This is a genomic window from Gilvimarinus sp. 1_MG-2023 (assembly GCF_030548285.1).
In genome coordinates, this window is the sequence record NZ_JAUOSC010000001.1 from 377,214 (window position 1) to 401,367 (window position 24,154).

Genomic DNA, 24,154 nt, shown 5'->3' on the forward strand with positions numbered 1-24,154 from the left:
TGCTCGCCATACACCCCACTTACAAGGCTGATTACTTATGTAACCATGGCTTGTTGCGCAGACCCGGGCCGATTGAGCCCAGACCAATACAGCTGGACCGCTATTGGGCGGCCCACTCGTATTATCCAATTCGCAATACGTCGGCCCGGCCGGTAATCCTTATGGGCGACACATAGGTAGGTAAGCCAACACGGTTAGCCAATACTTTCCTGCTGCGGACTGAACCAACAAACAAACTAAGTGGGTGTGTATCGCACAACTGCCGATCGTGGAAGGTGAGATACCGGGCTCGCATCATACAGACTGCCGCCAAAAATGACTATATCTAGGGCGATATCTGTTGATGCAATTACCCCCACCGATGGCGTTAAATCGCCACTTTTAGGCCTAATAGCGCCATTGACAAGAGTTTTTCTAGCGCGGGTGCAACTGGCAACTCACTCCAATATCAAGCCTCGATAAAAGCGCAAACACAAGAGTCAAACAATTGGGAGCCAGAGGAGAAAATGAGACAACAGAAATAACTGCCTATTATTAATCCCCTGTTCAGCTTTCCAGTCGCATACTCACCATCAATCAATAAGCGCAGACCATAGAACTGGCGCCGCCCTAGGCGACATAAACGATAGGTAAAGAAAATAGAGGGAAATTGGTACGACCGAGTGGACTCGAACCACCGACCCCCACCATGTCAAGGTGGTGCTCTAACCAGCTGAGCTACGGTCGTACTAAGGCGCTGCGAGCATTGCGCTCAACAGGGCGCGAACTTTATCAAGGGTTGGCAACACTGGCAAGTGTTTTTCAGCCCCCTAGTTAACAAATTAAAACAGATATTAGCCAACGAGTGCCCAATAATAGGCGAATTACGTGTTGAGACTCACTCTTTCTCGACAAATACCGTATAATAGCCCCGCTTAAGGATGTAGATCGCGTGTTTTTGACCACTAGGCCCTTTTTAATGCTAAAAGCGTTATTTGATTCATCAAGAACGACCAAACGGTTAGTTTCTCTCGCCTACGACACCTTTGCGATTGCAATCGCCCTTTACGCCTCTGTCTGCCTACGTCTGGGCAAATTCGACATCCCCATTACCGAAAGAGAGCTTGGCACCCTAGGCATTACCATCGTATTTACCCTGATCGCCTTTATCAAAATGGGCATGTACCGCGCTATTTTACGCTACATGACGCCACAGGCGCTCAATACTGTATTTTTAGGCAGCTGCTTCTCAGCTTTAACCCTAGCCGTGGGCAGTTTCTATACCCATTCATTTATACCTCGTTCCGTCCCCTTTATTTACTTAACCGTCAGCCTAATATTGCTCGGTGGCCCCCGTTTACTGGTGCACCATATCGCCATGGTGCTGGATGGCACCCGAGTCGGCAAACGCGAGCCGGTTATTGTGTACGGCGCCGGTTATACCGGGCACCAGCTGCGACTGGCGCTTAAAGCTACAAACTATAAAGTCGTCGCCTTTATCGATGATGACAGCGCTCGCCAAGGCTCGGTTTTTGCCAACATTAAGGTTCAGAGCCCCGAGCAGCTTCCGGAAATTATCCGTAAATGCAGTGCCACACGAGTATTGCTAGCACTGGGAAACACCCCTCACTCGCGCCGAGCTCAGATTATTAAAAGACTCGAGCCATTAGGCGTTACCGTACAGACTGCTCCGGCCATTCCCGACTTGATCAGTGGCCGGGCCCGAATTGAGCATATACGTGACGTTGATATTGAAGATTTGCTCGGCCGTGACCCGGTTAAAGCCAATACCGAACTACTAAGTGCCTGTATATCTGGCAAAGTAGTGATGGTCACCGGCGCCGGCGGCTCCATTGGAGGCGAGCTTTGCCGACAAATCATTCAGCGTAAACCGCGCCGAATCGTATTGTTTGAGCTGAATGAATACAGCCTGTACCGTCTGGAGTCTGAGCTTAAGAGCATTGCCAGCGAACATAATCTTAAGCTTGAGATTATCCCCCTACTCGGCTCGGTGCAAAAAGAACACCGTGTAGAAACAGTAATGCGCACCTTTGGTGTACAAACCGTTTACCATGCCGCCGCCTATAAGCATGTACCACTGGTTGAGCACAATATCGTTGAAGGTGTACGCAATAACGTTTATGGCACCTGGTACACCGCTGAGGCAGCTATACGTGCCGGGGTAGAATCTTTTGTACTCATTTCTACCGACAAAGCCGTTCGCCCCACCAATATTATGGGTGCCTCGAAACGTATGGCAGAACTGGTACTGCAAGGCTTGTCACAACGCCAGAACAGTACAAGGTTCAGCATGGTGCGTTTTGGTAATGTATTGGGTTCATCGGGCTCAGTAGTCCCCCTGTTTCGCCAACAGATCAAAGCCGGTGGCCCCGTTACCGTCACCCACCCAGAAATTATTCGTTATTTTATGACTATTCCTGAGGCGGCAGAATTGGTTATTCAAGCCGGCTCCATGGGAACCGGTGGCGATGTACTGGTCTTGGATATGGGTGAGCCGGTTAAAATTGATGACTTAGCCAAACGCATGATTCACCTATCGGGCCTGACGGTTAAATCACAAACCGAGCCCGATGGCGATATCGATGTCACCTACACGGGTTTACGCCCCGGTGAAAAACTCTATGAAGAGCTTTTAATTGGCGATAATGTCAGTGGCACCGATCACGATCGCATTATGCGCGCTGAAGAGTATTGTTTAACCTGGCCCGAAACAAAAGTCATATTGGATGATCTCGATACCGCTTGCCACGATTACAGTTGCGACCGGGTGCGAGAACTGCTGATGACAGCCCCCACCGGTTATACCACCCAAGAAGCACTTGGAGATGCGGTGTGGCTACATAAGTCACACAGCGGCGTTCTACGCGTGGTTAAATAAATAACCCAATAGACTTTTCTAAGTCTCACCCGCCGCTAGTGAAATTTTTTAATGCTGGCCTACCGTTTCCTTTTCTGGCTTACCCGCCTTCAACCTCAAAGCGATAGACACTAATGGGGTATAAGCGACCAACAACCCTACAACACCTGATACCGACCCCACCACCACTGCTACCGCCCATGGCAACAACCAACACACATTTACCACGACAGCCAAAAGCGTTACCTTTGTATGCGATTGTAAAGCCCTAGCACTGTATTGATAGGCGTGGGTTCTGTGAGCGTTAAAAATGGCTTGTCGCAAAATTGCGCGTCTCAGTAAGGTGCAAGTTGAATCCACCACAAAGACACCCATTAAAATCAACAGGGCCCAAAACATCACAGCATTAGTCGCCACAAAATAAACACTCAGCGCCGCAAACAAAGCCCCTAAAAAGGCACTGCCAGAGTCACCCATAAATATTTTTGCATTGGGGAAATTCCAAAGTAAAAAGCCAAATACGGCGCCAGCCAACAGTAAAAAATAATGTGCTAACTCTGTGTACTCAACGCCTAACAAAAAACATAAGGAAAGCAACACACTGATGGCCTCTAGTGCTGCCAAGCCATTAATACCATCCATAAAGTTATATAAATTGGTACACCAGACAAACCACACCAGCAGTAACAACCATAACCACACACCAGTGAGCAACCAACCACTCAGTGACAGCGCCTCGGGACGGATGCAAAAGACAGCCACCGCGGCCGACAACAATTGGACGATCAACCGCAATCGACGCGACGCTTGTCGATAATCATCGTACAAACCCACACACCCCACCCACAATGCTGACAACAGTATTGGCCAGACGGTTTGTACGGGCAACAGCAATACACCACCGACTATAGCGATAAGTATAATGCTCACGCCACCGCCACGCGGCGTGGCTAATGTGTGTGAGCTGCGCTCACCGGGAACGTCAAGCATATGCATTTTGCTGACAGCCATACGAATGGCGCCGGTTAAGAGTGCACCTAGCACAAACCCCAAAAAAAGTAGCGCCATTAGTCAGCCCCCTTGGGTGATTGAGCGTGGCGAGCGTAGGCGATCAAGCTTTGCCGGGTGGAGACACTCGCTGCCGAAGAGAAATTTAAAGCAGCGTGCAACTTTGAAGAGTCGACGGTTAAATCAGAGGTGAGTTTTGATAATTTTTTTTGCTGCCCCAAGACAAAAGCAGCCGCTTTTAATAAAGCCGACGGCAAAGTAAAAAGGGTTAACGACACCTTGGAGCCCTCAGCCAAGCTGCGCATAATATCAGGAGTGGATACAGGCTCGGCACTGCCCACTAAATACAATTGATTGTATACCTTAGCATTATTGAGGCAGGCTAAGACAATACTCGCCAAAGTATCGACATCCAGTAAGGTGCGCTTGTTGTGTATGCCTGCCAATGGCAGAGGCAGCCTCGCCTGTGTTAGCTTTAATAAACTGTTCATATTGCCCTTGCAGTTGGGCCCGTAAACCAGAGGCAGGCGCAGTATGGTTATATTAAGCTCGGAGTTGCCGGCCACCTGCCATAATTTTTGTTCAGCTAAATATTTTGATTGCGCGTAAGGTGTTCGCGGGCTGGGGCTGTCTTTTTCGGTATAGGGCTCACATTTCCCCTCACCATTCACACCAATGGAACTCAGAAAAATAAAATGTGCGACTCCAGCTTTTACACAAGCGAGAGCCAACTTCTCGGTAAACTCAGCATTTACCGAAATAAATGCCTTTTTTTGCGCTGGGCTTGGGCGAGCGATATGGGCCAGGCCCGCGCAATGAACAACGACTTCGACGCCTTTTAACTTTTCACTTAACATCTCAATCGTATCAGTGGCGGCGAGCGTTAGCCCCTGATGCATGGCTAGCGAATGTGAAGCGGGTATTAGGCGATGACCTGAAGATTGAGAAATCAATTGCAGCAATGAGCGTCCAATAAAACCCTTTGCACCGGTAATTAGCACGTTGAGCTTATCCATAAGGGTATGCGACCTTATGTTTGATTATGGTTTGAGTTAAACCTTGTTCGTTAATTAGCTCATCATCCAGTACTGAGCCCAACTCGCTGGGCATTAAACTAAGACAGTCACCAGAAAACCTAGCCATTAACACAGGAGCGATCATAAGCATCTCTATTGAAAAAAATACCAATACACAGCCTTTGCAGTGCATTTGCGTTGGTGGTATTTTGACATAATGGTGAGCAATAGAGAAACGAACAACACCCTGCTTTAGAGGTCAGCAATAAAGAAACCCGTCACTGCTCAATGGGTAGGCACTGTAATAGACAGGCTGCGATACTGCCTATTGTGCCGCTAAGATAGCAATCAGGCTAAAAATTTTATTGTTACTCGCCGGCGACACCGCGAATCGGTTTCACAGTCCCCCAGGCTTTACAGCCTGGGCAAAGCCAGTGCATGGTGTTGCCGGTAAATCCACATTTATTGCAACAAAAGCTTGGCTTCTCTTCCACGACGCGATCAACCAGTTGTTTTAATAACTGTAGATTTTCGCGAGCCCTCCCCTCTGAATAGGGCAAGTGCAGCTCCACCAGACGATTAAGCGTTCTGATGCTGGGTCGCTCTTTTAAATGAGCTGCAATAAAGTCAGCGGCCGTATAATCATCGTTAGTCCAGCGCAGGCGTTCAGCCACTTTTAGAACCAAGCTATTTCCAGGGTGCTGATTTAACAGTACAAGCAAATATTTATGTAACCCGCGTACATCACCAAGCTTGTCGTAACATTCACAAAGCATATCCAAACCCAGCAATATGTAGTCTGGATCTTGCTGTGGCACCCTATGTAAGTGCGCTTGAGCTTCCCGATAACGGCCCTGCCCTAACTCTAACTGAGCGAACAATAGACTGGCCCGAGCGGACTCTCGGTCAAATTTTAGAGCTTCTTGTAGGTGGCTGCGAGCCTTGCCCCAACTTTTAAGGATTAAATCTTCTTCGGCTTGTTCGCAGGCAAAGTGAGCTTTTAGTTCCGCCAAGGTGGCGGCAGAGCGAGGGCGAAACAGTTTTTCATCCATGGTGCTGGCCGCAGCAATGGCTTTATCCCACTCGTTTTCATCTTGGTATATTTCCACCAAATGGTCGAGCGCTTGTTGCTTATAGCTCGGCGATAATTTCACCAGCTCTAATAATAGTGCCTCAGCCCGATCCAGCAGGCCAGATTTGACATAATCGCGAGCCAGCTCCAGCTGTGACTCGTGCTGTTGGCGTACATTAAGTCCGGGGCGAGCCAATAGGTTCTGGTGGACTTTAATGGCTTTGGTCACCTCGCCCCGTCGGCGCAGCATATTACCGAGCGCCAAATGCGTTTCGAGGGTGTCACTGTTCACCTCCAAAGCGCCGATAAATGCATCGATAGCACCATCAGGCTGCTCATTAAAGAGGTAACTTAACCCTTTATAATAATTAAGCGCGTAATCTTTGGGGTGTGTTTGCTTGCTACTTCGAGTACGAGAGAAGCGACCGGCTAGAAAGCCAATCGCAACACCAGCCAGCAATAACAAAAAAATGGCGATATCGCCCATATCAATCCCGCAAGCTCTGACTTCTCAGCAGCTGGACTTCTTGTTCCAATTGTCGATTTTGACGTTTTAAAGCGGCAACCCGTCGCCTGTGATCAAGGGATGGCAGCAGACTGACAAACATACCTATCAGCAGCCCTACTAAGCAAAAAGCGAGCAACCAAACGCCGAGTGAAAGCTCTGGTAACTGATGGCCAAATACCATCACTGAAACCGGTAGATTGTTTTCCAAATTGAAGAGGTAGCCCCCAAATAGAGCCACTAGCAGGATAATTGTGTAAACCCAAAAGCCTATTGTTCTCATAATGCCCTCTTATGAACAAGCGGCGATAAGCTCTAACCTAAGCATCAATCATTAATGCTTTCATTAACTCTGTCGCGCATTTCTTTACCGGGCTTAAAGTGAGGAACATATTTGCCCTCAAGCTCTACGGCCTCACCGGTCTTGGGATTTCTACCCATTCGCGGTGCCCGATAATGGAGAGAAAAGCTTCCAAAACCACGAATTTCTATGCGATCCCCCTCGGCGAGGCGGTCCGACATATAATCCAATAGCAATTTAACCGCCAGCTCAACATCTCTGACAGGTAAATGGTCCTGCTTTTCCGATATGTAGTCAATCAACTCAGATTTTGTCATGCCTTGATCTCGATTGTCCGTTTTTGTCCAGGCAAAAAAAGCAAACTGGGGATCGAAACTTAGCTTATAACGGACTTAGGTTAGACGCAATACTTAAACCCAACATAATGAAAAGTTTGTAAGTTATTGATCTAGAATAACAATAATCAGCAGTACAAAAATTCAATGACAAATTAAAGACCAAAAAAAAGGCCAGCTTTAAAGCTGGCCTTTTTTGAGCTCAGACTAAAATCAGTCTTTTGCTTCCATTTGCGCCTTGATCAAGTCACCCAAGGTCGCAGGCTGGGCTTGCTCGGCCTGCTTGGTAGAGTGCTCTTTCACAGCTGCTTTCTCTTCGGCCACATCTTTCGACTTAACCGACAGGCTGATAGTGCGGTTTTTGCGGTCAACGCTAATGATCTTAGCTTCAACTTCTTCACCTTCTTTCAGCACGTTGCGGGCGTCTTCAACTTTCTCACGTGACAACTCAGAGGCTTTCAATACAGCTTCTACGTCGTCAGCCAGAGTGATGATAGCGGCCTTAGCATCAACTTCTTTGACGGTACCTTTGATCACAGTGCCTTTGTCGTTTTCAGCAACATACTCTGAGAACGGATCAGCTTCTAACTGCTTGATACCCAGTGAGATACGCTCACGCTCTGGGTCAATGGCCAGAACAACAGTCTCAATCTCGTCGCCTTTCTTGTACTTACGCACGGCTTCTTCGCCGGCTTCGTGCCAAGAGATGTCAGACAAGTGAACCAGACCATCAATACCGCCATCCAGACCAATGAAGATACCGAAATCGGTGATCGACTTAATCTTACCGGTGATCTTGTCGCCTTTGGCACAAGTACGGGCAAACGCGTCCCAGGGGTTTTCCTGACACTGTTTAACACCCAGTGAGATACGACGACGCTCTTCGTCGATATCCAGAATCATCACCTCAATCTCGTCGCCAACGTTAACAACTTTAGAGGGGTGGATGTTCTTGTTGGTCCAATCCATTTCAGACACGTGAACCAGACCTTCAACGCCTTCTTCCAGCTCTGCGAAACAACCGTAGTCGGTCAGGTTAGTTACCACAGCCTTAACGCGGGCACCTTCTGGGTAGCGACCAGTGATTTGCAACCATGGATCTTCACCCAATTGCTTCAGACCCAGAGATACGCGATTGCGCTCGCGGTCGAACTTCAGCACTTTAACGTCAATTTCGTCACCAACGTTAACGATTTCGCCTGGGTGCTTAATGCGCTTCCAAGCCATATCGGTAATGTGCAGCAGGCCGTCAACACCGCCCAGATCTACGAACGCGCCGTAGTCGGTCAGGTTCTTAACGATACCTTTAACAACCATGCCTTCTTGCAGGGTTGCCAACAGCTCTTCACGCTCTGCAGAGTTTGCTTGCTCCAATACCGCGCGGCGAGATACCACAACGTTATTGCGCTTCTGATCGAGCTTGATCACTTTAAATTCTAATTCTTTGCCTTCCAGGTGAGCGGTTTCGCGCACAGGGCGAACGTCAACCAAAGAACCAGGCAAGAAGGCGCGGATACCAGCAACGTCAACGGTGAAGCCACCTTTAACCTTACCGTTAATAACACCTTTAACAACCTCATCGGCTGAGTGTGCCGCTTCCAGCACTTTCCAAGCTTCAGCGCGCTTGGCTTTTTCGCGAGACAGGCGAGTCTCACCGAAACCGTCTTCCACGGTTTCCAGGGCAACTTGAACTTCATCGCCCACTTCCAGCTTAACTTCACCATTTTCGTCGGCAAATTGATTAGCTGGAATAACGCCTTCAGATTTCAGACCAGCGTGAACAGTCACCCAGTCTTTATCCACATCAATAACAACGCCGGTTACGATGGTGCCGGGCGCCATTTCGACGGTTTTCAAGCTCTCTTCAAATAACTCTGCAAAACTCTCAGTCATGGTCACAAATATACCTGTATAAGTGCCGTTCGCAACATCAGAAAAGCGATGTCCGATACAGCGCCGCACAGCCAGTAGCGCGGGTCGATTAAAAAATTGAACCGGCCTGACCTCTTCGCTGGCAAGGACAAACCGATCGGCTGCTAACGTCTGCAAAATGACGAGAAAGATCGCCGTTTTTGCCTGCTTCTGCAGATGCAGATGTTAGCAGGTGGGGCAGGCTAGCAGAAACATTAAGCATTGGCAAGATAAAAAGCGGCCGGAGGGGAACTTTACCCCTCCGGCCGCTTAATAAGCGTGGTTTCAGTCGTGTTATCGCGCGCAGAGCGCTCTAAGAACGACTCAGCCACCTTTTACTCTAGGCTTAACTGTCTTTCTTGCCCGCGTAGGTTTTTTGCAAAAACTCAGTCACACCCTGCCCCACTTCTGGATGTCTGGCACCATAAGTGATGTTAGCAATCATGTAGCCGGTCTTACTGCCGCAATCGTGACTGCGTCCTACCAGCTCGTAGGCCTCTACGCTTTCTTTTTCTAGCAGCATGTCGAGTGCGTCGGTCAGCTGAATTTCACCCCCGGCACCAGGTTGCGTGCGCTCAAGTAAATTCCATGTCTCAGCCGAGAGGACATACCGCCCCACGATTGACATATTAGAGGGCGCCTCATCGACCGGTGGCTTTTCCACCATCGCTTTAATTTTTTGGCTATTACCAGGTCCAATGTCTTTGCCGTCGCAATCGACCACGCCGTACTTATAGACCCACTCCCAAGGCACGCCTTCAACCAAGATCTGACTAGCGCCGGTTTCATCGAAGCGACTCACCATGCCAGCAAGATTGTCTTTTTTCAGGTTGCACTCGTAGCTATCGACCAACACATCGGGCAGCAACACCGCGAATGGCTCATCACCGATGACAGGCTTGGCACACATAATCGCGTGCCCCAAACCTTTTGCCTCCGCCTGACGTACCGATATAACGGTCAAGCCCTGCGGTGTAATCGACTGCACCTGTTCCAATAAAGAACGCTTAAGCCGGGCCTCGAGCTGTGCCTCAAGCTCAAAACTGGTATCAAAATGGTTCTCAATGGAGTTTTTCGAGGCATGAGTAACCAACACAATCTCTTTAATACCCGCCGCTGCCGCTTCATCGACGACATATTGAATCAACGGTTTATCGACCACCGGTAACATCTCTTTCGGCAAGGCCTTGGTCGCTGGCAACATGCGTGTTCCCAAACCTGCGACTGGAATGACTGCTTTTTTAACTCTCATTTATGACCCCACTTTCACCTTAGTTTTTCAATTAGCTGTCTAACAGCGCAATGATCTCATCGGTTTTTTGTTGCATGAGTGCTTTATCGGCGCGACTTTCAACATTGAGTCGCACGACGGGCTCGGTGTTCGACATGCGCAAATTGAAACGCCAGTCATCGAACTCCATGCCAATTCCATCGGTAATATCAACCGCTTTGGCCTCACCGGAAAAATGTGCCCGGACCTTTGCAATAGAGGCCTTAGCATCGTCAACGGTGCGGTTAATCTCTCCGGGAGACGGATACTTAGCAATGCACTCCTCCATCATTGAGGAAAGCGTTGCAGATTTACGGATCATCAATTCGGTTACCAGCAGCCACGGGATCATGCCGCTGTCGCAGTAGAAAAAGTCGCGAAAGTAGTGATGGGCGCTCATTTCACCGCCGTAGATAGCGTCTTCTTTGCGCATCAACTCTTTAATAAAGGCATGGCCGGTTTTCGATTGCACCGCCTCGCCACCGCACTGCTCAGCAATGGCCTGGGTGTTCCACACCAGCCTCGGGTCGTGCACGACTTTACTGCCAGGGGCCTTAGTAATGAACGCTTCGGCCAACAGACCTACCACGTAGTAACCTTCGACAAAGTCTCCTTTTTCATCGAAGAAGAAACAGCGGTCAAAGTCACCATCCCAAGCGATACCCAAATCGGCACCATGCTCGATTACCGCGTCGCGGGTTGAGTGACGGTTTTCGATCAAAAGAGGGTTGGGGATGCCGTTGGGAAAGCTGGCGTCGGGCTCGTGATGGATTTTGATAAATTCGAACGGCAGGTATTGCTCAATAGCATCAATAACATGCCCTGCGGCACCGTTACCGGCATTAACCACAATTTTTAATGGCTTCAGCTCGGCCACGTCAACATAGCTCAACAGGTGTTGTACGTAATCGGCGAGCACATCTTTTTTCTCATAGCCGCCGCGATCGGCCTCGGCAACCGTTTCGAATTCACCCTGCTCTGCGATACGCTTGATATCCAGAAGGCCGGTATCGCCACTGATTGGTTTGGAGTTTTCCCGTACCGGCTTCATACCATTGTAATCAATGGGGTTGTGGCTTGCGGTGACTTCAATGCCGCCATCCGCCTTTAGAAAGCTGGTGGCAAAGTACACCTCTTCGGTGCCTGTCATGCCGATATCGACAATATTGACCCCTTCGTCTCGCATACCATTGCCCACGGCGGTTTTTAGAGCCTCACTGGTTTGGCGTACATCACCGCCCAGAACGACGGTTTGGGGCTTTAAAAATTGACCGTATGCGCGGCCAATACGGTAGGCGATTTCTTCGTTTAATTCCTCGCCTAATTTTCCGCGAATATCATAGGCTTTAAAACATGTCAGGCTGGGCATAATTGAATTCAAACTCCCTAATTATATCGTCAACGTGGGCGGCGATGCCCTTTTAATCAATTCTCACGTGACTGCACCAAGACATAGCACATGCAGTTTACACACTTGAGGAATAATCAAACATTGTCATGATTGTGCCTTGTGATAGAACAATGCAGGTTTCGCACCAACTTAGGCGCGCCCTGTGATTGCACACAAGGCGTTAGTTTATATGCTTTAAGATGACCTGTAACACCTCATCAATCCCCAAATCGGTGCTATCTATTCGCACTGCATCATCGGCGGGCTTTAACGGGGAGCTTGCGCGCGATTGATCGCGTTCATCCCGGTCTCGAATATCAGCAATTAAAGCGTTCATATCAACGCTTTCACCACGCTCTGCTAGCTGCTTATAGCGACGCTCGGCGCGGGCCTCGGCGCTTGCGGTTAAAAAGAATTTATAGTCCGCATCGGGGAAAACGGTTGTGCCCATATCGCGACCGTCGGCCACCAGCGCACCTGTAGCGGCGAAATCACGCTGTCTTTGTAGCAGTGCCTCGCGGACTTCGGCAATAGCGGCTACCCTGGAGGCTTGCATACCGACTTGCTCGGTGCGAATCGCTAAGGTGACATCTTCCCCCGCCAGCGTGACCTCAACGCCTTTTGGAGTACTGATAAAAGTCACATCTAACTGACGCGCCAACTCCACCAAAGCCTCGACAGACTCTATGGCGATAGCGTGTTTGATACTGGCCAGTGCGACCAAACGATAAAGTGCACCACTATCGAGCAATGTGGCATTGAGTTCGGCCGACAGCAGTTGGCTTATCGTACCTTTTCCGGCGCCACTGGGGCCATCTATCGTAACGATCAAAATACAGTCCTTACATTTTTCATGGAATATTTACGCTTGACTCATATCTAACAAGATTTGACGACAAGCTTGGTTGGGATCGGTCGCCTGAGTGACGGGTCGCCCTACCACCAGATAATCACTGCCCGCCGCTACCGCTTCTGCCGGGGTCATAACACGGCGCTGATCATCGGCAACCGCGCTGGCAGGTCGAATGCCTGGCGTTACGGTTAAAAAACCGTCGCCACACTGACGCTTGAGGTCACTTACCTCTTGCGCCGAACAAACCACACCATCGAGTTCACACTGTTTGGCTAAATCAGCCAGGTACAGTACCTGCTCACGAGGCGAGCGCCCCACTCCAGTTTGAGCCAAGTCTAAATCACTCATACTTGTTAGCACAGTCACCCCAATCAGTAGAGGTTTAGACTGATATGGGACGAGCGCCTCACGGGCAGCTTCCATCATTCTGATACCACCGGTGGCGTGTACGTTGACCATCCACACGCCAAGCTCAGCCGCGGAAGCTACAGCCTTTGCAGTTGTATTTGGAATATCGTGAAATTTTAAATCGAGAAAAACGTCAAAGCCCAAGGCCATTAACTGTTCGATAAGCTGGGGGCCGGTAGCAGTAAAAAGCTCTTTCCCCACTTTTAATCGGCACTCTAAAGGCGAGAGCTGGTGCGCAATTTTTAAACAATCTTCTGAATTATTGTAATCCATGGCCACCACTAACCGTGGCCCTTGTTGCTGACGCATATATCCCCCTCTCATTTGCCATCATCGTAGAGGGTATTAAAACAAACTTCGATCAGGCGCGCAGCAAGTTCTGCACGCCGTTGTGATTTACTCAAAAATCAAGGTAATCTGAGTGTAATAGAAAAACTCCCCAGTGGGTAACCAGCGGGGAGTCGATTTATGTGGAATTGAGCCCTTTACAACTGGCATTCGCTCAATCTGATGTCACTCCAAACTGACCTGCTTTCGAATGGATTCTAATGTGGATTCACCGATGCCATTCACGGACAGTAGTTCATCGACAGTCTCAAACGGCCCATGCTCTTCACGCCAAGCAATAATCGCTTTTGCCTTGCTTTCGCCTATCCCTTTGAGCTGCACCAAAGACGTTAGGCCGGCTTCATTGACATTAATAATCGACATGCTCTGATTTTCATCCGCGAAACCAGGCATTGCTAGAACAACACATACTAAAGTGACAAGTCTAATTAGCTTTTTCATCGCTAACCTCCCTGTAGGTAAGTGAAAAATTAAGCAGTCGCTGCTGCCCTTTCAACTTAGAATCTAGCAGAGGGTTTTACAATGCCGAAAAAACTGAAACCCTTGTAAGACTTCTCTTACAAGGGTTTCAGAAGGTCGTGCAAAAGCTGTATTTACTTCAATAGGTCTTGCAGATTTTTAGCTTCCCAATGTGGAAAGTGTTTGCGTATCAGCGCATTGAGTTCAATTTCAAACTCACTATGTCCACTCACAGCGGATGAGCTAACGTCTGCCTGGGTATCGATAACCATACCCGCACCCACCGTAATATTGGTCAATCGGTCAATCACGATAAAAGCACCAGTGGCGCGATTGCGTTGATAGTTATCGACCACAACGGGCTGATCCAAACTTAATCGCCCTACCGCGATATCGTTTAGACTCAGCTGATCAGTATCTGTGTGCTCTTGGGTGTTGACATCAATTTGATAATCAAACGAGGCAAAGCGACCGTTAACAACTTTGCTGGCAAATTTGAATAGATAGTCGGCATTGGGGATGCATGCTTTCTCATTCATCCACACCACATGGGTTTTTAAGCCGCTGGTCATTTCGACCTGATCATCGGCTTTTACCAAGGTGTCGCCCCGACTGACATCGATCTCATCTTCAAGGGTAATGGTCACCGCTTGACCGGCAAACGCCTGTTCTAAATTGCCATCGAAAGTAACAATCTCTTTTACTTTGCTGGTTTTATTGGAAGGCAAGGCGCGAACCGTGTCTCCGGGTTTTACAATGCCCGACTCGACTGTGCCACAAAAACCGCGAAAGTCGAGATTGGGTCGATTTACATATTGAACCGGGAAGCGGAAATCGTCGAAATTTTTGTCAGCCGTGACCGGTACAGTTTCTAAAATTTCCATTAAGGTCTGACCGGTATACCAATCAGAGCGCTCGGAGCGATTGACGACGTTATCGCCATCGAGTGCCGAGATAGGCACAAACTGAACATTAGTCATGCCAAGCTTTTGTGAGAACTCCAAATAATCAGACTTTATTTGGTCAAATACATTCTCATCAAAATCTTTAAGATCCATTTTGTTGACCGCGACAACCACATGTTTTACTCCCAACAAAGAAGCAATGTAACTGTGGCGGCGTGTTTGGGTAACAACACCGTAGCGGGCATCAATCAAAATTACAGCCAAATCACAGGTTGAAGCACCAGTGGCCATATTGCGGGTGTACTGTTCGTGCCCCGGCGTATCGGCAATAATAAATTTACGCTTTGCGGTAGAGAAATAGCGATAGGCAACATCGATGGTGATGCCCTGCTCTCGTTCGGCCTGCAAACCATCAACCAGCAGAGCCAAATCAAACTCTTGACCGGTGGTGCCGTGGCGAGTGGTGTCAGATCGAACTGCATCCAATTGATCTTCGTAGATCATTTTTGAATCGTGCAGCAGGCGGCCGATTAACGTACTTTTACCGTCATCCACACTGCCACAGGTTAGAAACCGCAACAGCTCTTTATGTTCATGCTGCTTAAGGTAAGCATCAATATCTGTTTCGATAAGTTCAGACTGGTGACTCATTCTACTTTCTCAACTTGGTTCGTTCCCCCGCAACGTAAGCGCTGCGGGTCATGAATATGCTTGCTAGGTAATGTGAAAAGCGCTGGGCAGTAAGCCCGAGGCCCTAGAAGTACCCTTCCTGCTTTTTCTTTTCCATCGAGCCCGAGCTGTCGTGATCAATCACGCGCCCCTGGCGCTCGGATGTGGTCGTCAGCAACATTTCCTGAATAATTTCGGGCAAGGTTGTGGCTTCTGACTCAACCGCACCGGTGAGTGGGTAGCAGCCCAGAGTACGGAAGCGGACCATTTTCTCTTCCACTTTTTCACCGGGTTCCAGTGGCATTCTGTCATCGTCCACCATAATCAAAGTGCCATCGCGTTCAACCACGGGGCGCTTATCGGCAAAGTACAATGGCACCAATGGGATATCTTCCAGGTGGATATACTGCCAAATGTCGAGCTCGGTCCAGTTCGACAAAGGAAATACGCGAATGCTTTCGCCACTATCAACCCGGCCGTTATAGATATTCCACAACTCTGGACGTTGATTTTTGGGGTCCCAGCGATGGTTGCGGTCGCGGAACGAGTAAACGCGCTCTTTGGCGCGTGACTTCTCTTCGTCGCGGCGGGCACCACCAAAGGCAGCATCAAATTTATATTTATCCAGCGCCTGCTTAAGGGACTGGGTTTTCATAATGTCCGTATGCTTAGCACTACCGTGGGTGAACGGACCTACGCCCATATCAACACCTTCTTGGTTAACATGTACCAAGAGATCCCAACCCAAGTCTTTGACACGCTGGTCGCGAAACTCAATCATTTCGCGAAATTTCCAGGTGGTATCAACATGCATTAATGGGAAAGGCGGTTTGCCGGGGTGGAAAGCCTTCATCGCGAGGTGCATCATCACCGCGGAGTCTTTACCAATCGAATAGAGCATAACCGGGTTATCAAACTCGGCCGCCACTTCGCGGATAATATGGATACTTTCAGCTTCAAGCTGCTTTAGGTGCGTCAGATTGTATTGCTCAGACATTCCGCTCACATTTTCAGTCATTCGGTTAGTGGGAAGCCAACTCAGTTGGCGGCGCGTATTATAGGGGAACTTGGCCCAATACTCTAATCGAGGCAAGGTACATGGAAATAAGCGCCTTGTTAACGATTAAATAATTCTATGCTTATAGCCTGCAGGTCTGTGGCATGCGTGCCCCATCCAAATTACGGCTCATCACCGCTGTTGGTCGACCCTAGCTGTGTGTAGAGATCGCGGGCCTCCTTGGCACGGGCGAAGGTGGCAAGCAGGTAGTCGCCATCATCGGTTTCAATCGCGGTTTTTAAGCGCTGTAGATTATCCATAAACAACTCTAGCGAGGCTGTCACCGCATCCTTATTGGCTCGCATAATATCGTGCCACATACGCGGATCACTGGAGGCAATACGGGTGAAATCACGGAACCCACCGGCGGCATATCGGAAAATATTGGGATTGTCGAGGTCGTGGGCCAGCGTATCCACCAACGAATAGGCAATCGCGTGGGGTAAGTGGCTGGTCGCACCGAGCACCTGGTCATGCTCAGCAATCGGCATATTAATTACCTCGGCCCCCAGTGCTTGCCACAACTGAGTGACACACTCCATTGAGCTGGCCGAGGTAGAGTCCACCGGTGTGAGTATCACGCGATGATTAAGATATAAATCCGGATTAGCGGCGCAAACGCCGCTTTTTTCTGAGCCGGCAATAGGATGGCCCAACACCAAATTTGTGGGAATATCGCCAAACACACGCCGAGCGGCCTCGGCGACACTGCCCTTAACGCTGGCGCCATCGGTGACCGTTACACCGCGAGCCAGACAAGGTTTAAGTTTTTCCAGTACCGACTCCACCGACAACGTAGGGACGGCGATAAACACCATATCGCCCTCGCCGAGCTCAGCGATAATCTCATCCAAGTTCAGACAGGCTCGGTCAATCACTCCTAGCTCTATGGCTTGCTGGGCGGTTTGAGCGCGGCGAACAACCCCAATGCGCTCTTTTGCCAGCCCCCTGACACCGGCGCCTTTGCTGAAACTGCCACCGATAAGTCCCAACCCAACCACTACCAATTTATTAATCAAAGGCTTTGCACCCGTTTGAGTTCCGAGCATTATTAAAGAACAGCCTTAGGGTAAGAACCGAGAATTTTAAGGTCGGCAACTCGCGTGGCCACTTCGGTTAAAGTACTGCTGATCAGCGGGTCGTCCTGGTGGCCGGTGAAATCGACAAAAAAGACGTAAGTCCAGACTCCTGAGCGCGACGGGCGAGTTTCCACTCTGGTGAGGTCAATGTTGTTTCTGTGAAAGGGCTCAAGCAGCCGATGCAAGGCACCTGGCTGATTACGCATAGCCACCAACAGCGAGGTTTTGTCTTTGCCACTGGCCGGAACATCCTGGGTGCCAATAATCAAAAAGCGGGTGCTATTATCCGGCTGATCTTCAATTTTTTCGGCGATTATGCGTAAATCGTATAGCTCGGCAGCCTTTTGTGGTGCTATCGCTGCCGCATTCCACTCACCTTTAAGTCGGCGAGCAGCCTCAGCGTTGCTGCTAACCGCAATTCGCTCAATATTAGGATAGTGTGAATCCAACCATTTACGACACTGCGCTAAGGACTGACCGTGGGAGTATATGCGAGAGATGCTCTCTACATTGGTGACATCCGATACAACCAAATTATGATGCACCCTGAGCTCAACCTCTCCGCAAATACGAAGGTTTGAGTTCATAAAATTATCCAAGGTATGGCTAACCACCCCCTCGGTGGAGTTTTCCACGGGCACCACGCCATAATTTACGGCGCCAGCTTCAACTTCGCGAAACACTTCATCGATCGCCGAAAAGGGTACGGCCAGCGCCGATTGGCCGAAGTGCTTTAGTGCGGCTTGCTGAGTAAAGGTCCCTTCAGGCCCTAAATAGGCCACTTTGACCGGTTGCTCCAGCGCCAGGCAAGCCGACATAATTTCCCGAAACAAGCGCGCCATTTCTTCATCTTTTAGCGGGCCCTGGTTGCGAGCCATGGCCTTGCGCAGTACTTGAGCCTCCCGCTCAGGCCGGTAAAACACGGCATCGGTTGAACCGGATGCGGTTTTAACCTCGGCCACTCGCTGGGCACACTGGGCTCGCTCGGATATCAAGTAACCAATTTGCGCATCAATATCGTCAATTTTGTCGCGCAGCTCTAGCAGCGCGGCTTGTTGCGTATCGCTATCGGTCATTACTCATCATTTCCTTCATTGTTCTCATCACTGCTAGCGTCGCTGGCCGGTGCCGTAGGCTCCTCACTTGTTTCTGCGCCCTCGACTTGCTCTACATCTTGCTCATCAGCGGTGTCTTCGATTCGGGCAGCACCTTTTAAGTGCTCGCCGTCGCGCAGCTTAATAAGTCGAACGCCTTGGGTATTACGACTTAAAATAGACACCTCATCGGCTCGGGTACGCACCAAAGTGCCTTGATCAGAGATAAGCATAATCTCTTCGCCATCCAGCAGTTGTACCGCGCCCACTAAGGGGCCATTGCGTTCGCTGCTAGCCATGGCAATAACGCCCTGACCGCCTCGACCTTTGGCTGGGAATTCCGACACTTCAGTACGCTTGCCGTAACCGTTTTCACTGACAGTTAACACCTTGCCATCTTCAACCGGCACCACCATTCCAATGACCGAGTGCTCTTCACTTAAGCGGATACCACGCACCCCGCGACTGATGCGACCCATGGATCGTACGGCCGTTTCATTAAAGCGCGCTGCTTTACCATTACTGGCGAACAACACAATGTCTTTGCTGCCATCGGTAATGGCGGTGTACACCAGGTTGTCACCTTCCTCTAGGTCAATGGCTCGCAAACCAACACTGCGCGGACGGGAGAATTGATCGAGAGAGGTCTTTTTAACCGTGCCTTTTTCGGTTGCCATAAAGACAAAGTGATCGGCATCGAATTCACGCACAGGCAGAATTGAGGTAATCCGTTCGCCCTCTTCCAGCGGCATCAGATTGACTACTGGTCGGCCGCGAGACTGACGCCCGGCAACCGGGATTTGATAGACTTTTAACCAATACACTTTACCCGCACTGGTAAAACACAGAACGGTATCGTGGGTACTGGCAATCAATAGATGCTCGACAAAGTCTTCATCTTTCACGGCAGTGGCAGATTTACCCATACCACCGCGACGCTGAGCCTGATAATCCGCCAATGGCTGGCTTTTGGCGTATCCGCCGTGGGAGATAGTCACCACCCGCTGCTCTTCGTTGATCAAATCTTCCATCGTCAAGTCGAGTGTGGAAGCGGTAATTTCGGTGCGTCGCTCGTCGCCGTAATCGGCAACAATTTGCTCTAACTCTTCGCGAATAACCGTCATCAAGCGGCTAAAATTGGCCAAAATATCTAGATATTCGGCTATCTGCTCCACTTTCTCTTTGTATTCACTGAGCAGCTTGTCGTGCTCCATGCCAGTGAGGCGGTGCAGTCGCAACTCTAGAATTGCCTGTGCCTGAGCGGGCGATAAGAAATACTTGCCTTCTCGCATACCGAAGGTATCGGGCAAGTCCTCCGGCCGGCATGCATCTTCGCCAGCGCGCTCGAGGAACTGTCCCATTTCCGAGGCATCCCAGCCACGAGAAATTAACGCTTCTTTTGCCTCAGCAGGCGATGGCGAACTCTTAATGAGTTCGATAACAGGGTCGATGTTGGCAATCGCGACAGCCAGACCCTCAAGAATATGGCCGCGCTCGCGAGCTTTGCGTAACAAATAGACAGTGCGTCGTGTCACCACTTCGCGGCGGTGGCGCACAAAAGCTTCCAGTAGTTCTTTGAGGTTGAGTACTTTAGGCTGACCATCCACCAGCGCCACAATGTTTATGCCAAAGACATTTTGCAGTTGTGTTTGGGAGTACAGGTTGTTGAGAAGAACCTCAGCCGATTCGTTGCGCTTGACCTCAATGACCACCCGCAAGCCATCCTTGTCGGACTCGTCACGAAGCTCACTGATACCTTCTATTTTTTTGTCTTTAACGAGCTCGGCGATTCTTTCAATCAGTCGAGCCTTGTTTAGCTGATATGGAATCTCAGTAACGATAATAGTTTCGCGGCCGGTTTTATCGTTGACCTCGATATCGGCCTTAGCGCGTACATAGATGCGTCCGCGGCCAGTGCGGTAAGCCTGTACGATACCAGCGCGGCCATTGATAATAGCGCCGGTAGGAAAGTCGGGGCCTGGAATATACTCCATCAACTCATCGATGGTGATGTCTTCGTTATCGATTAAGGCCAGGCAACCCTTAACCACTTCGGTTAAGTTATGCGGTGGGATATTGGTGGCCATACCGACCGCAATACCGGATGAGCCGTTAACCAGGAGATTGGGGACCCGGGTGGGCAGTACATCGGGAATTTGTTCGCTGCCATCGTAGTTAGGGACATAATCGACGGTTTCTTTGTCGAGATCGGCCAGCAATTCGTGCGCAATTTTCTGCATACGCACTTCGGTATAACGCATGGCAGCGGCGCTATCGCCATCGATTGAGCCGAAGTTACCCTGCCCGTCTACCAGCATGTAGCGCAATGAGAACGGTTGCGCCATACGCACAACGGTGTCATACACTGCTGAATCACCGTGCGGATGGTATTTACCGATCACATCCCCGACAACACGGGCCGACTTTAAGTAGGATTTATTCCAGTCGTTTTTAAGTTCGCTCATGGCGAACAACACCCGCCTGTGCACGGGTTTTAAGCCATCTCGCACATCCGGCAAGGCCCGGCCTACAATGACACTCATAGCATAGTCGAGATACGACTGCTTAAGCTCATCTTCAATATTAACGGGAAGTACTTCTTTCGCTAAATCGCCCATGGAATAACGCGTTCCTTATTGTCTTAAGCGGTGCTTCGGTCGTACAGGACTGAGTTGAGCAAGCCCTGCACCGGCTCCGGGCCCACCCTCTTCACAGAGGGCAAAGAGCTGGCAATATTACCATAAAATCAGACGCATAGGTGAGTAACAACACCCACACCCTGCTGTCAGTAAGGTATAATTTAGCCGTGAAATTCGATGCACTTTGTTCAAGTAAGGTGCTCCATACAAGGACAAGACAATGCCCGCGCGCAAAGCTGTGCAATTATTAATCAAAGCCCGCTGGATAATCCCCATTCTACCCGCCGAACGCGTTTATCAAGATTGTGCCATCGCGGTATCCGGAGGACGAATTGTCGCAATCCTTCCCTGGGAAGAAGCCGACAAGCAATTTACCCCAGAACAAAGTGTTAATCTTGACCAGCACGTCGTGATGCCTGGATTGGTGAATTGCCACGGACATGCCGCCATGTCACTACTGCGTGGCTTTGCCGACGACTACCCGCTCGACACATGGCTCAATCAGCACATTTGGCCCGCAGAAAAGGCCCATGTTGACGGGGATTTTGTCCGCGACGGCACCGAACTGGCCATTGCTGAAATGATTCGCTCAGGTACCACCTGCTTTGCTGACATGTACTTCTTTCCCGAGCAGGTGGCAAAGGTAGCCCGCCGCGCTCATATGCGCAGTCAAATCACCTTTCCGGTATTAGATTTCCCCACCAATTGGGGGGAAGGGCCAGATGAGTACATTGCCAAAGGGCTAGAGTTGCACGACGAGTACCGGGCCGATGACCTTATTCGCATCGGCTTTGGCCCACACGCTCCTTATACTGTATCGGATGAACACCTACAGCGTATTGCCGTGTTAGCCGAAGAAATGCAGGCCCCCATTCAGATACACCTGCATGAAACCGCTCAGGAAGTTGAAGATTCGATTGCAAAATACGGCATGCGGCCTATCGAGCGCATCCACCAACTGGGTTTACTCACACCACAGACTCAGTGCGTTCACATGACGCAAATTGACAGCACGGATTTAGCACTGCTCACCCAAAGTGGTGCCCATGTGATTCACTGCCCCGAATCCAACCTTAAACTCGCCAGCGGTTTTTGCCCAGTGGGTCAACTCATCGATAACAACACCAATGTTGCCTTGGGGACCGACGGCGCCGCCAGCAACAATGACCTCAATATGCTAGGCGAACTTGAAACGGCGGGCCTGCTTGCCAAAGCCGTCGCAGGCAACCCGGCACAACCCAGCGCCCATGAAATACTGGCCATGGCAACCATTAATGGCGCCAAAGCTATGGGACTTGAGGGCGAGATTGGTAGCCTAGAGGTCGGCAAGGCCGCGGATATAATCGCCTTGGAAACTAAACATATCGGTTGTCGGCCTATTTACGATATCGCCTCTACCCTCGCATACAACAATCGCTCTCTTTCGGTTAGCCATAGCTGGGTGGCCGGCAGAGCATTAATGCTGTCATCGCACTTGCAAACCTTAAATGAGCGTGACATTGCAGACAAAACGAATGCTTGGTCCAAGAAAATTAACCGTGAGTAACTCCATGAACGAGCCAAAAAACACCGACAACGTCGATCCGCATGAACTGGAGAAATTCGAGCAAATTGCCGAGCACTGGTGGGATCAGAACGGTGAATTTAAACCTTTGCATCAAATGAACCCTATCAGAGCCAACTTTATTGATGAGCGCTCACCGGTGGCCGGATTAAAAGTGCTAGACGTAGGCTGTGGTGGCGGGATTTTGTGCGAGGCTTTGGCCCAAAGAGGCGCCAAGGTTACCGGCATTGACTTAGGCGAAGCACCTCTACAGGTCGCTAAAACCCACGCCGATCAGCAGTCTTTAAATATCCTCTATAAAAAAATCAGCGCCGAAGCTTTTGCCCAGCAACATGCCGGTGAATTTGATATTGTCACCTGCCTGGAGATGCTCGAACATGTCCCCGAGCCCGCTTCTATTGTTCAGGCCTGCAACCAATTATTAAAACCCGGCGGACATGGCTATTTCTCGACATTAAATCGCAATCCAAAATCTTGGGCCATGGCGGTTGTGGGTGCCGAGTATGTATTGGGCTTATTACCCAAGGGAACGCATGATTATCAAAAATTTATTAAACCGAGTGAGTTGGGCGCTATGGTTCGACGTGCAGGGTTACAAACTCAGCAGTTAGCCGGCATCACCTACAATCCCATTATGCAAAGCTTTAGCATTTCTGCCGACGATGTCAGCGTGAATTATATATTACACGCCCAAAAACCTAACTTATGAGAACGGAATCAACGTTAATGTCCTCACCTCTTACTGCGGTAATGTTTGATCTCGACGGCACCTTGCTCGACACAGCGCCCGACTTTGTTATGGCATTAAATCAATTGCGCCGCGATTACAATAAAGAAGGCTTACCGTTTAACGTTATACGCGAACAAGTATCTAACGGGGCTGCGGCACTGGTCACCCTTGGTTTTGATTGCACGACTGAAGATAAAACCTTTGCCCCATTGCGCCAGCAACTTCTCGATCACTATTTACATGGTATCGGCAAGGAAACCCGTTTTTTTCCAGGCATTGAAACCCTTTTACAAGACTTAAAAAATAAAGGAGTGCCTTGGGGCATTGCCACCAACAAGCCCCGACTTTATACCGAAGCTTTATTGAAAAAAATTAACTTCCCGACGCCGCCGAATTTTGTGGTTTGCCCAGATGATGTTGTCAATCGAAAACCTCATCCTGAATCATTGATTCTGGCCGCCAAGCATCTAAAGGTCGACTGTCAAAACATTCTCTATCTGGGAGATCACAGACGTGATATTGAATGTGGTAACGATGCCGGGGCGACCACCATTGCCTGTGGTTATGGCTATATTGATGCAAACGACCCTGCCGAATCATGGTTGGCCGATTTTTTAGTCCAACATTCGGAACAGCTACCCGATTTAGTCCATCATTTATTGATGCAATCAAGAGACCGATAAC

The 24,154-nt window shown here is 49.7% G+C and carries 20 protein-coding genes and 1 tRNA gene; 4 read left to right on the forward strand and 17 right to left on the reverse strand.

The window, feature by feature from the left end; genetic code table 11:
• Window positions 1-650 precede the first annotated feature (650 nt).
• A tRNA-Val gene (locus Q4563_RS01595) sits at window positions 651-727 on the reverse strand.
• Window positions 728-958: 231 nt separating this feature from the next.
• On the opposite strand from Q4563_RS01595, the gene Q4563_RS01600 reads away from it, so the two are divergent.
• The gene (locus tag Q4563_RS01600; RefSeq protein ID WP_215977505.1) at window positions 959-2,878 is read left to right on the forward strand and encodes a polysaccharide biosynthesis protein; all 1,920 of its coding nucleotides are present in this window, start codon (window positions 959-961) and stop codon (window positions 2,876-2,878) included.
• Between the two features lie 48 nt (window positions 2,879-2,926).
• Here Q4563_RS01600 and Q4563_RS01605 read toward each other — a convergent pair whose 3' ends face one another.
• The 16 genes from Q4563_RS01605 to gyrA all read right to left on the reverse strand — a co-directional run bounded on the left by Q4563_RS01605 (window position 2,927) and on the right by gyrA (window position 21,155).
• Complete coding sequence (locus tag Q4563_RS01605) at window positions 2,927-3,925, reverse strand: MraY family glycosyltransferase (RefSeq protein WP_303603395.1); 999 nt, start codon at window positions 3,923-3,925, stop codon at window positions 2,927-2,929.
• Window positions 3,925-4,881, reverse strand: a complete 957-nt coding sequence (locus Q4563_RS01610; RefSeq protein ID WP_303603396.1) for an NAD-dependent epimerase/dehydratase family protein — start codon at window positions 4,879-4,881, stop codon at window positions 3,925-3,927. Before Q4563_RS01610 ends, Q4563_RS01605 begins: the two co-directional genes overlap by 1 nt.
• Before the next feature lie 368 nt (window positions 4,882-5,249).
• Window positions 5,250-6,440, reverse strand: a complete 1,191-nt coding sequence (gene lapB, locus Q4563_RS01615) for a lipopolysaccharide assembly protein LapB (RefSeq protein ID WP_215977509.1) — start codon at window positions 6,438-6,440, stop codon at window positions 5,250-5,252.
• Between the two features lies 1 nt (window position 6,441).
• A complete protein-coding gene (locus tag Q4563_RS01620; protein ID WP_303603397.1) occupies window positions 6,442-6,741 on the reverse strand; it encodes a LapA family protein in 300 nt (99 codons plus the stop codon).
• A gap of 44 nt (window positions 6,742-6,785) precedes the next feature.
• On the reverse strand, window positions 6,786-7,076 hold the full coding sequence (ihfB, locus tag Q4563_RS01625; protein ID WP_215977511.1) for an integration host factor subunit beta: 291 nt from the start codon (window positions 7,074-7,076) through the stop codon (window positions 6,786-6,788).
• A gap of 231 nt (window positions 7,077-7,307) precedes the next feature.
• Complete coding sequence (gene rpsA, locus Q4563_RS01630; RefSeq protein WP_215977776.1) at window positions 7,308-8,987, reverse strand: 30S ribosomal protein S1; 1,680 nt, start codon at window positions 8,985-8,987, stop codon at window positions 7,308-7,310.
• Window positions 8,988-9,351: 364 nt separating this feature from the next.
• Complete coding sequence (galU, locus tag Q4563_RS01635) at window positions 9,352-10,257, reverse strand: UTP--glucose-1-phosphate uridylyltransferase GalU (RefSeq protein WP_215977512.1); 906 nt, start codon at window positions 10,255-10,257, stop codon at window positions 9,352-9,354.
• 31 nt (window positions 10,258-10,288) lie between these two features.
• Window positions 10,289-11,644 carry a phosphomannomutase CpsG gene (locus tag Q4563_RS01640; protein ID WP_303603398.1) on the reverse strand — a complete coding sequence of 452 codons (1,356 nt, stop codon included), beginning with the start codon at window positions 11,642-11,644 and terminating at the stop codon, window positions 10,289-10,291.
• Between the two features lie 202 nt (window positions 11,645-11,846).
• Entirely contained in the window at window positions 11,847-12,497 is a 651-nt protein-coding gene (gene cmk / locus Q4563_RS01645) for a (d)CMP kinase (protein WP_336623024.1), read from the reverse strand.
• A gap of 30 nt (window positions 12,498-12,527) precedes the next feature.
• Complete coding sequence (pyrF, locus tag Q4563_RS01650) at window positions 12,528-13,235, reverse strand: orotidine-5'-phosphate decarboxylase (RefSeq protein WP_303603399.1); 708 nt, start codon at window positions 13,233-13,235, stop codon at window positions 12,528-12,530.
• Window positions 13,236-13,439: 204 nt separating this feature from the next.
• Window positions 13,440-13,715: a ComEA family DNA-binding protein gene (locus Q4563_RS01655; RefSeq protein ID WP_303603400.1), complete on the reverse strand. Its 276-nt coding sequence runs from the start codon at window positions 13,713-13,715 to the stop codon at window positions 13,440-13,442.
• 152 nt (window positions 13,716-13,867) lie between these two features.
• Window positions 13,868-15,289 (reverse strand): sulfate adenylyltransferase subunit CysN, encoded by a 1,422-nt coding sequence (cysN, locus tag Q4563_RS01660; RefSeq protein ID WP_303603401.1) that lies wholly within the window; start codon window positions 15,287-15,289, stop codon window positions 13,868-13,870.
• Window positions 15,290-15,392: 103 nt separating this feature from the next.
• Window positions 15,393-16,304 (reverse strand): sulfate adenylyltransferase subunit CysD, encoded by a 912-nt coding sequence (gene cysD, locus Q4563_RS01665; protein WP_215977517.1) that lies wholly within the window; start codon window positions 16,302-16,304, stop codon window positions 15,393-15,395.
• A 182-nt stretch (window positions 16,305-16,486) separates the two neighbouring features.
• Complete coding sequence (locus Q4563_RS01670; protein ID WP_303603402.1) at window positions 16,487-17,383, reverse strand: prephenate dehydrogenase/arogenate dehydrogenase family protein; 897 nt, start codon at window positions 17,381-17,383, stop codon at window positions 16,487-16,489.
• 32 nt (window positions 17,384-17,415) lie between these two features.
• A complete protein-coding gene (gene pheA / locus Q4563_RS01675; protein WP_215977519.1) occupies window positions 17,416-18,519 on the reverse strand; it encodes a prephenate dehydratase in 1,104 nt (367 codons plus the stop codon).
• Window positions 18,519-21,155, reverse strand: coding sequence for a DNA gyrase subunit A (gene gyrA / locus Q4563_RS01680; protein ID WP_303603403.1), 2,637 nt, complete (start codon window positions 21,153-21,155; stop codon window positions 18,519-18,521). Before gyrA ends, pheA begins: the two co-directional genes overlap by 1 nt.
• Before the next feature lie 241 nt (window positions 21,156-21,396).
• Between gyrA and Q4563_RS01685 the strand changes: the two genes are divergently transcribed.
• Genes Q4563_RS01685 through Q4563_RS01695 form a run of 3 tightly spaced genes read left to right on the forward strand, consistent with a single transcriptional unit; the run spans window position 21,397 to window position 24,153 of the window.
• A complete protein-coding gene (locus tag Q4563_RS01685; protein WP_303603404.1) occupies window positions 21,397-22,722 on the forward strand; it encodes a TRZ/ATZ family hydrolase in 1,326 nt (441 codons plus the stop codon).
• Window positions 22,691-23,449, forward strand: a complete 759-nt coding sequence (gene ubiG, locus Q4563_RS01690; RefSeq protein WP_303603541.1) for a bifunctional 2-polyprenyl-6-hydroxyphenol methylase/3-demethylubiquinol 3-O-methyltransferase UbiG — start codon at window positions 22,691-22,693, stop codon at window positions 23,447-23,449. Before Q4563_RS01685 ends, ubiG begins: the two co-directional genes overlap by 32 nt.
• 17 nt (window positions 23,450-23,466) lie before the next feature.
• On the forward strand, window positions 23,467-24,153 hold the full coding sequence (locus Q4563_RS01695) for an HAD family hydrolase (protein WP_303603405.1): 687 nt from the start codon (window positions 23,467-23,469) through the stop codon (window positions 24,151-24,153).
• The last annotated feature ends 1 nt before the right edge of the window (window position 24,154 follow it).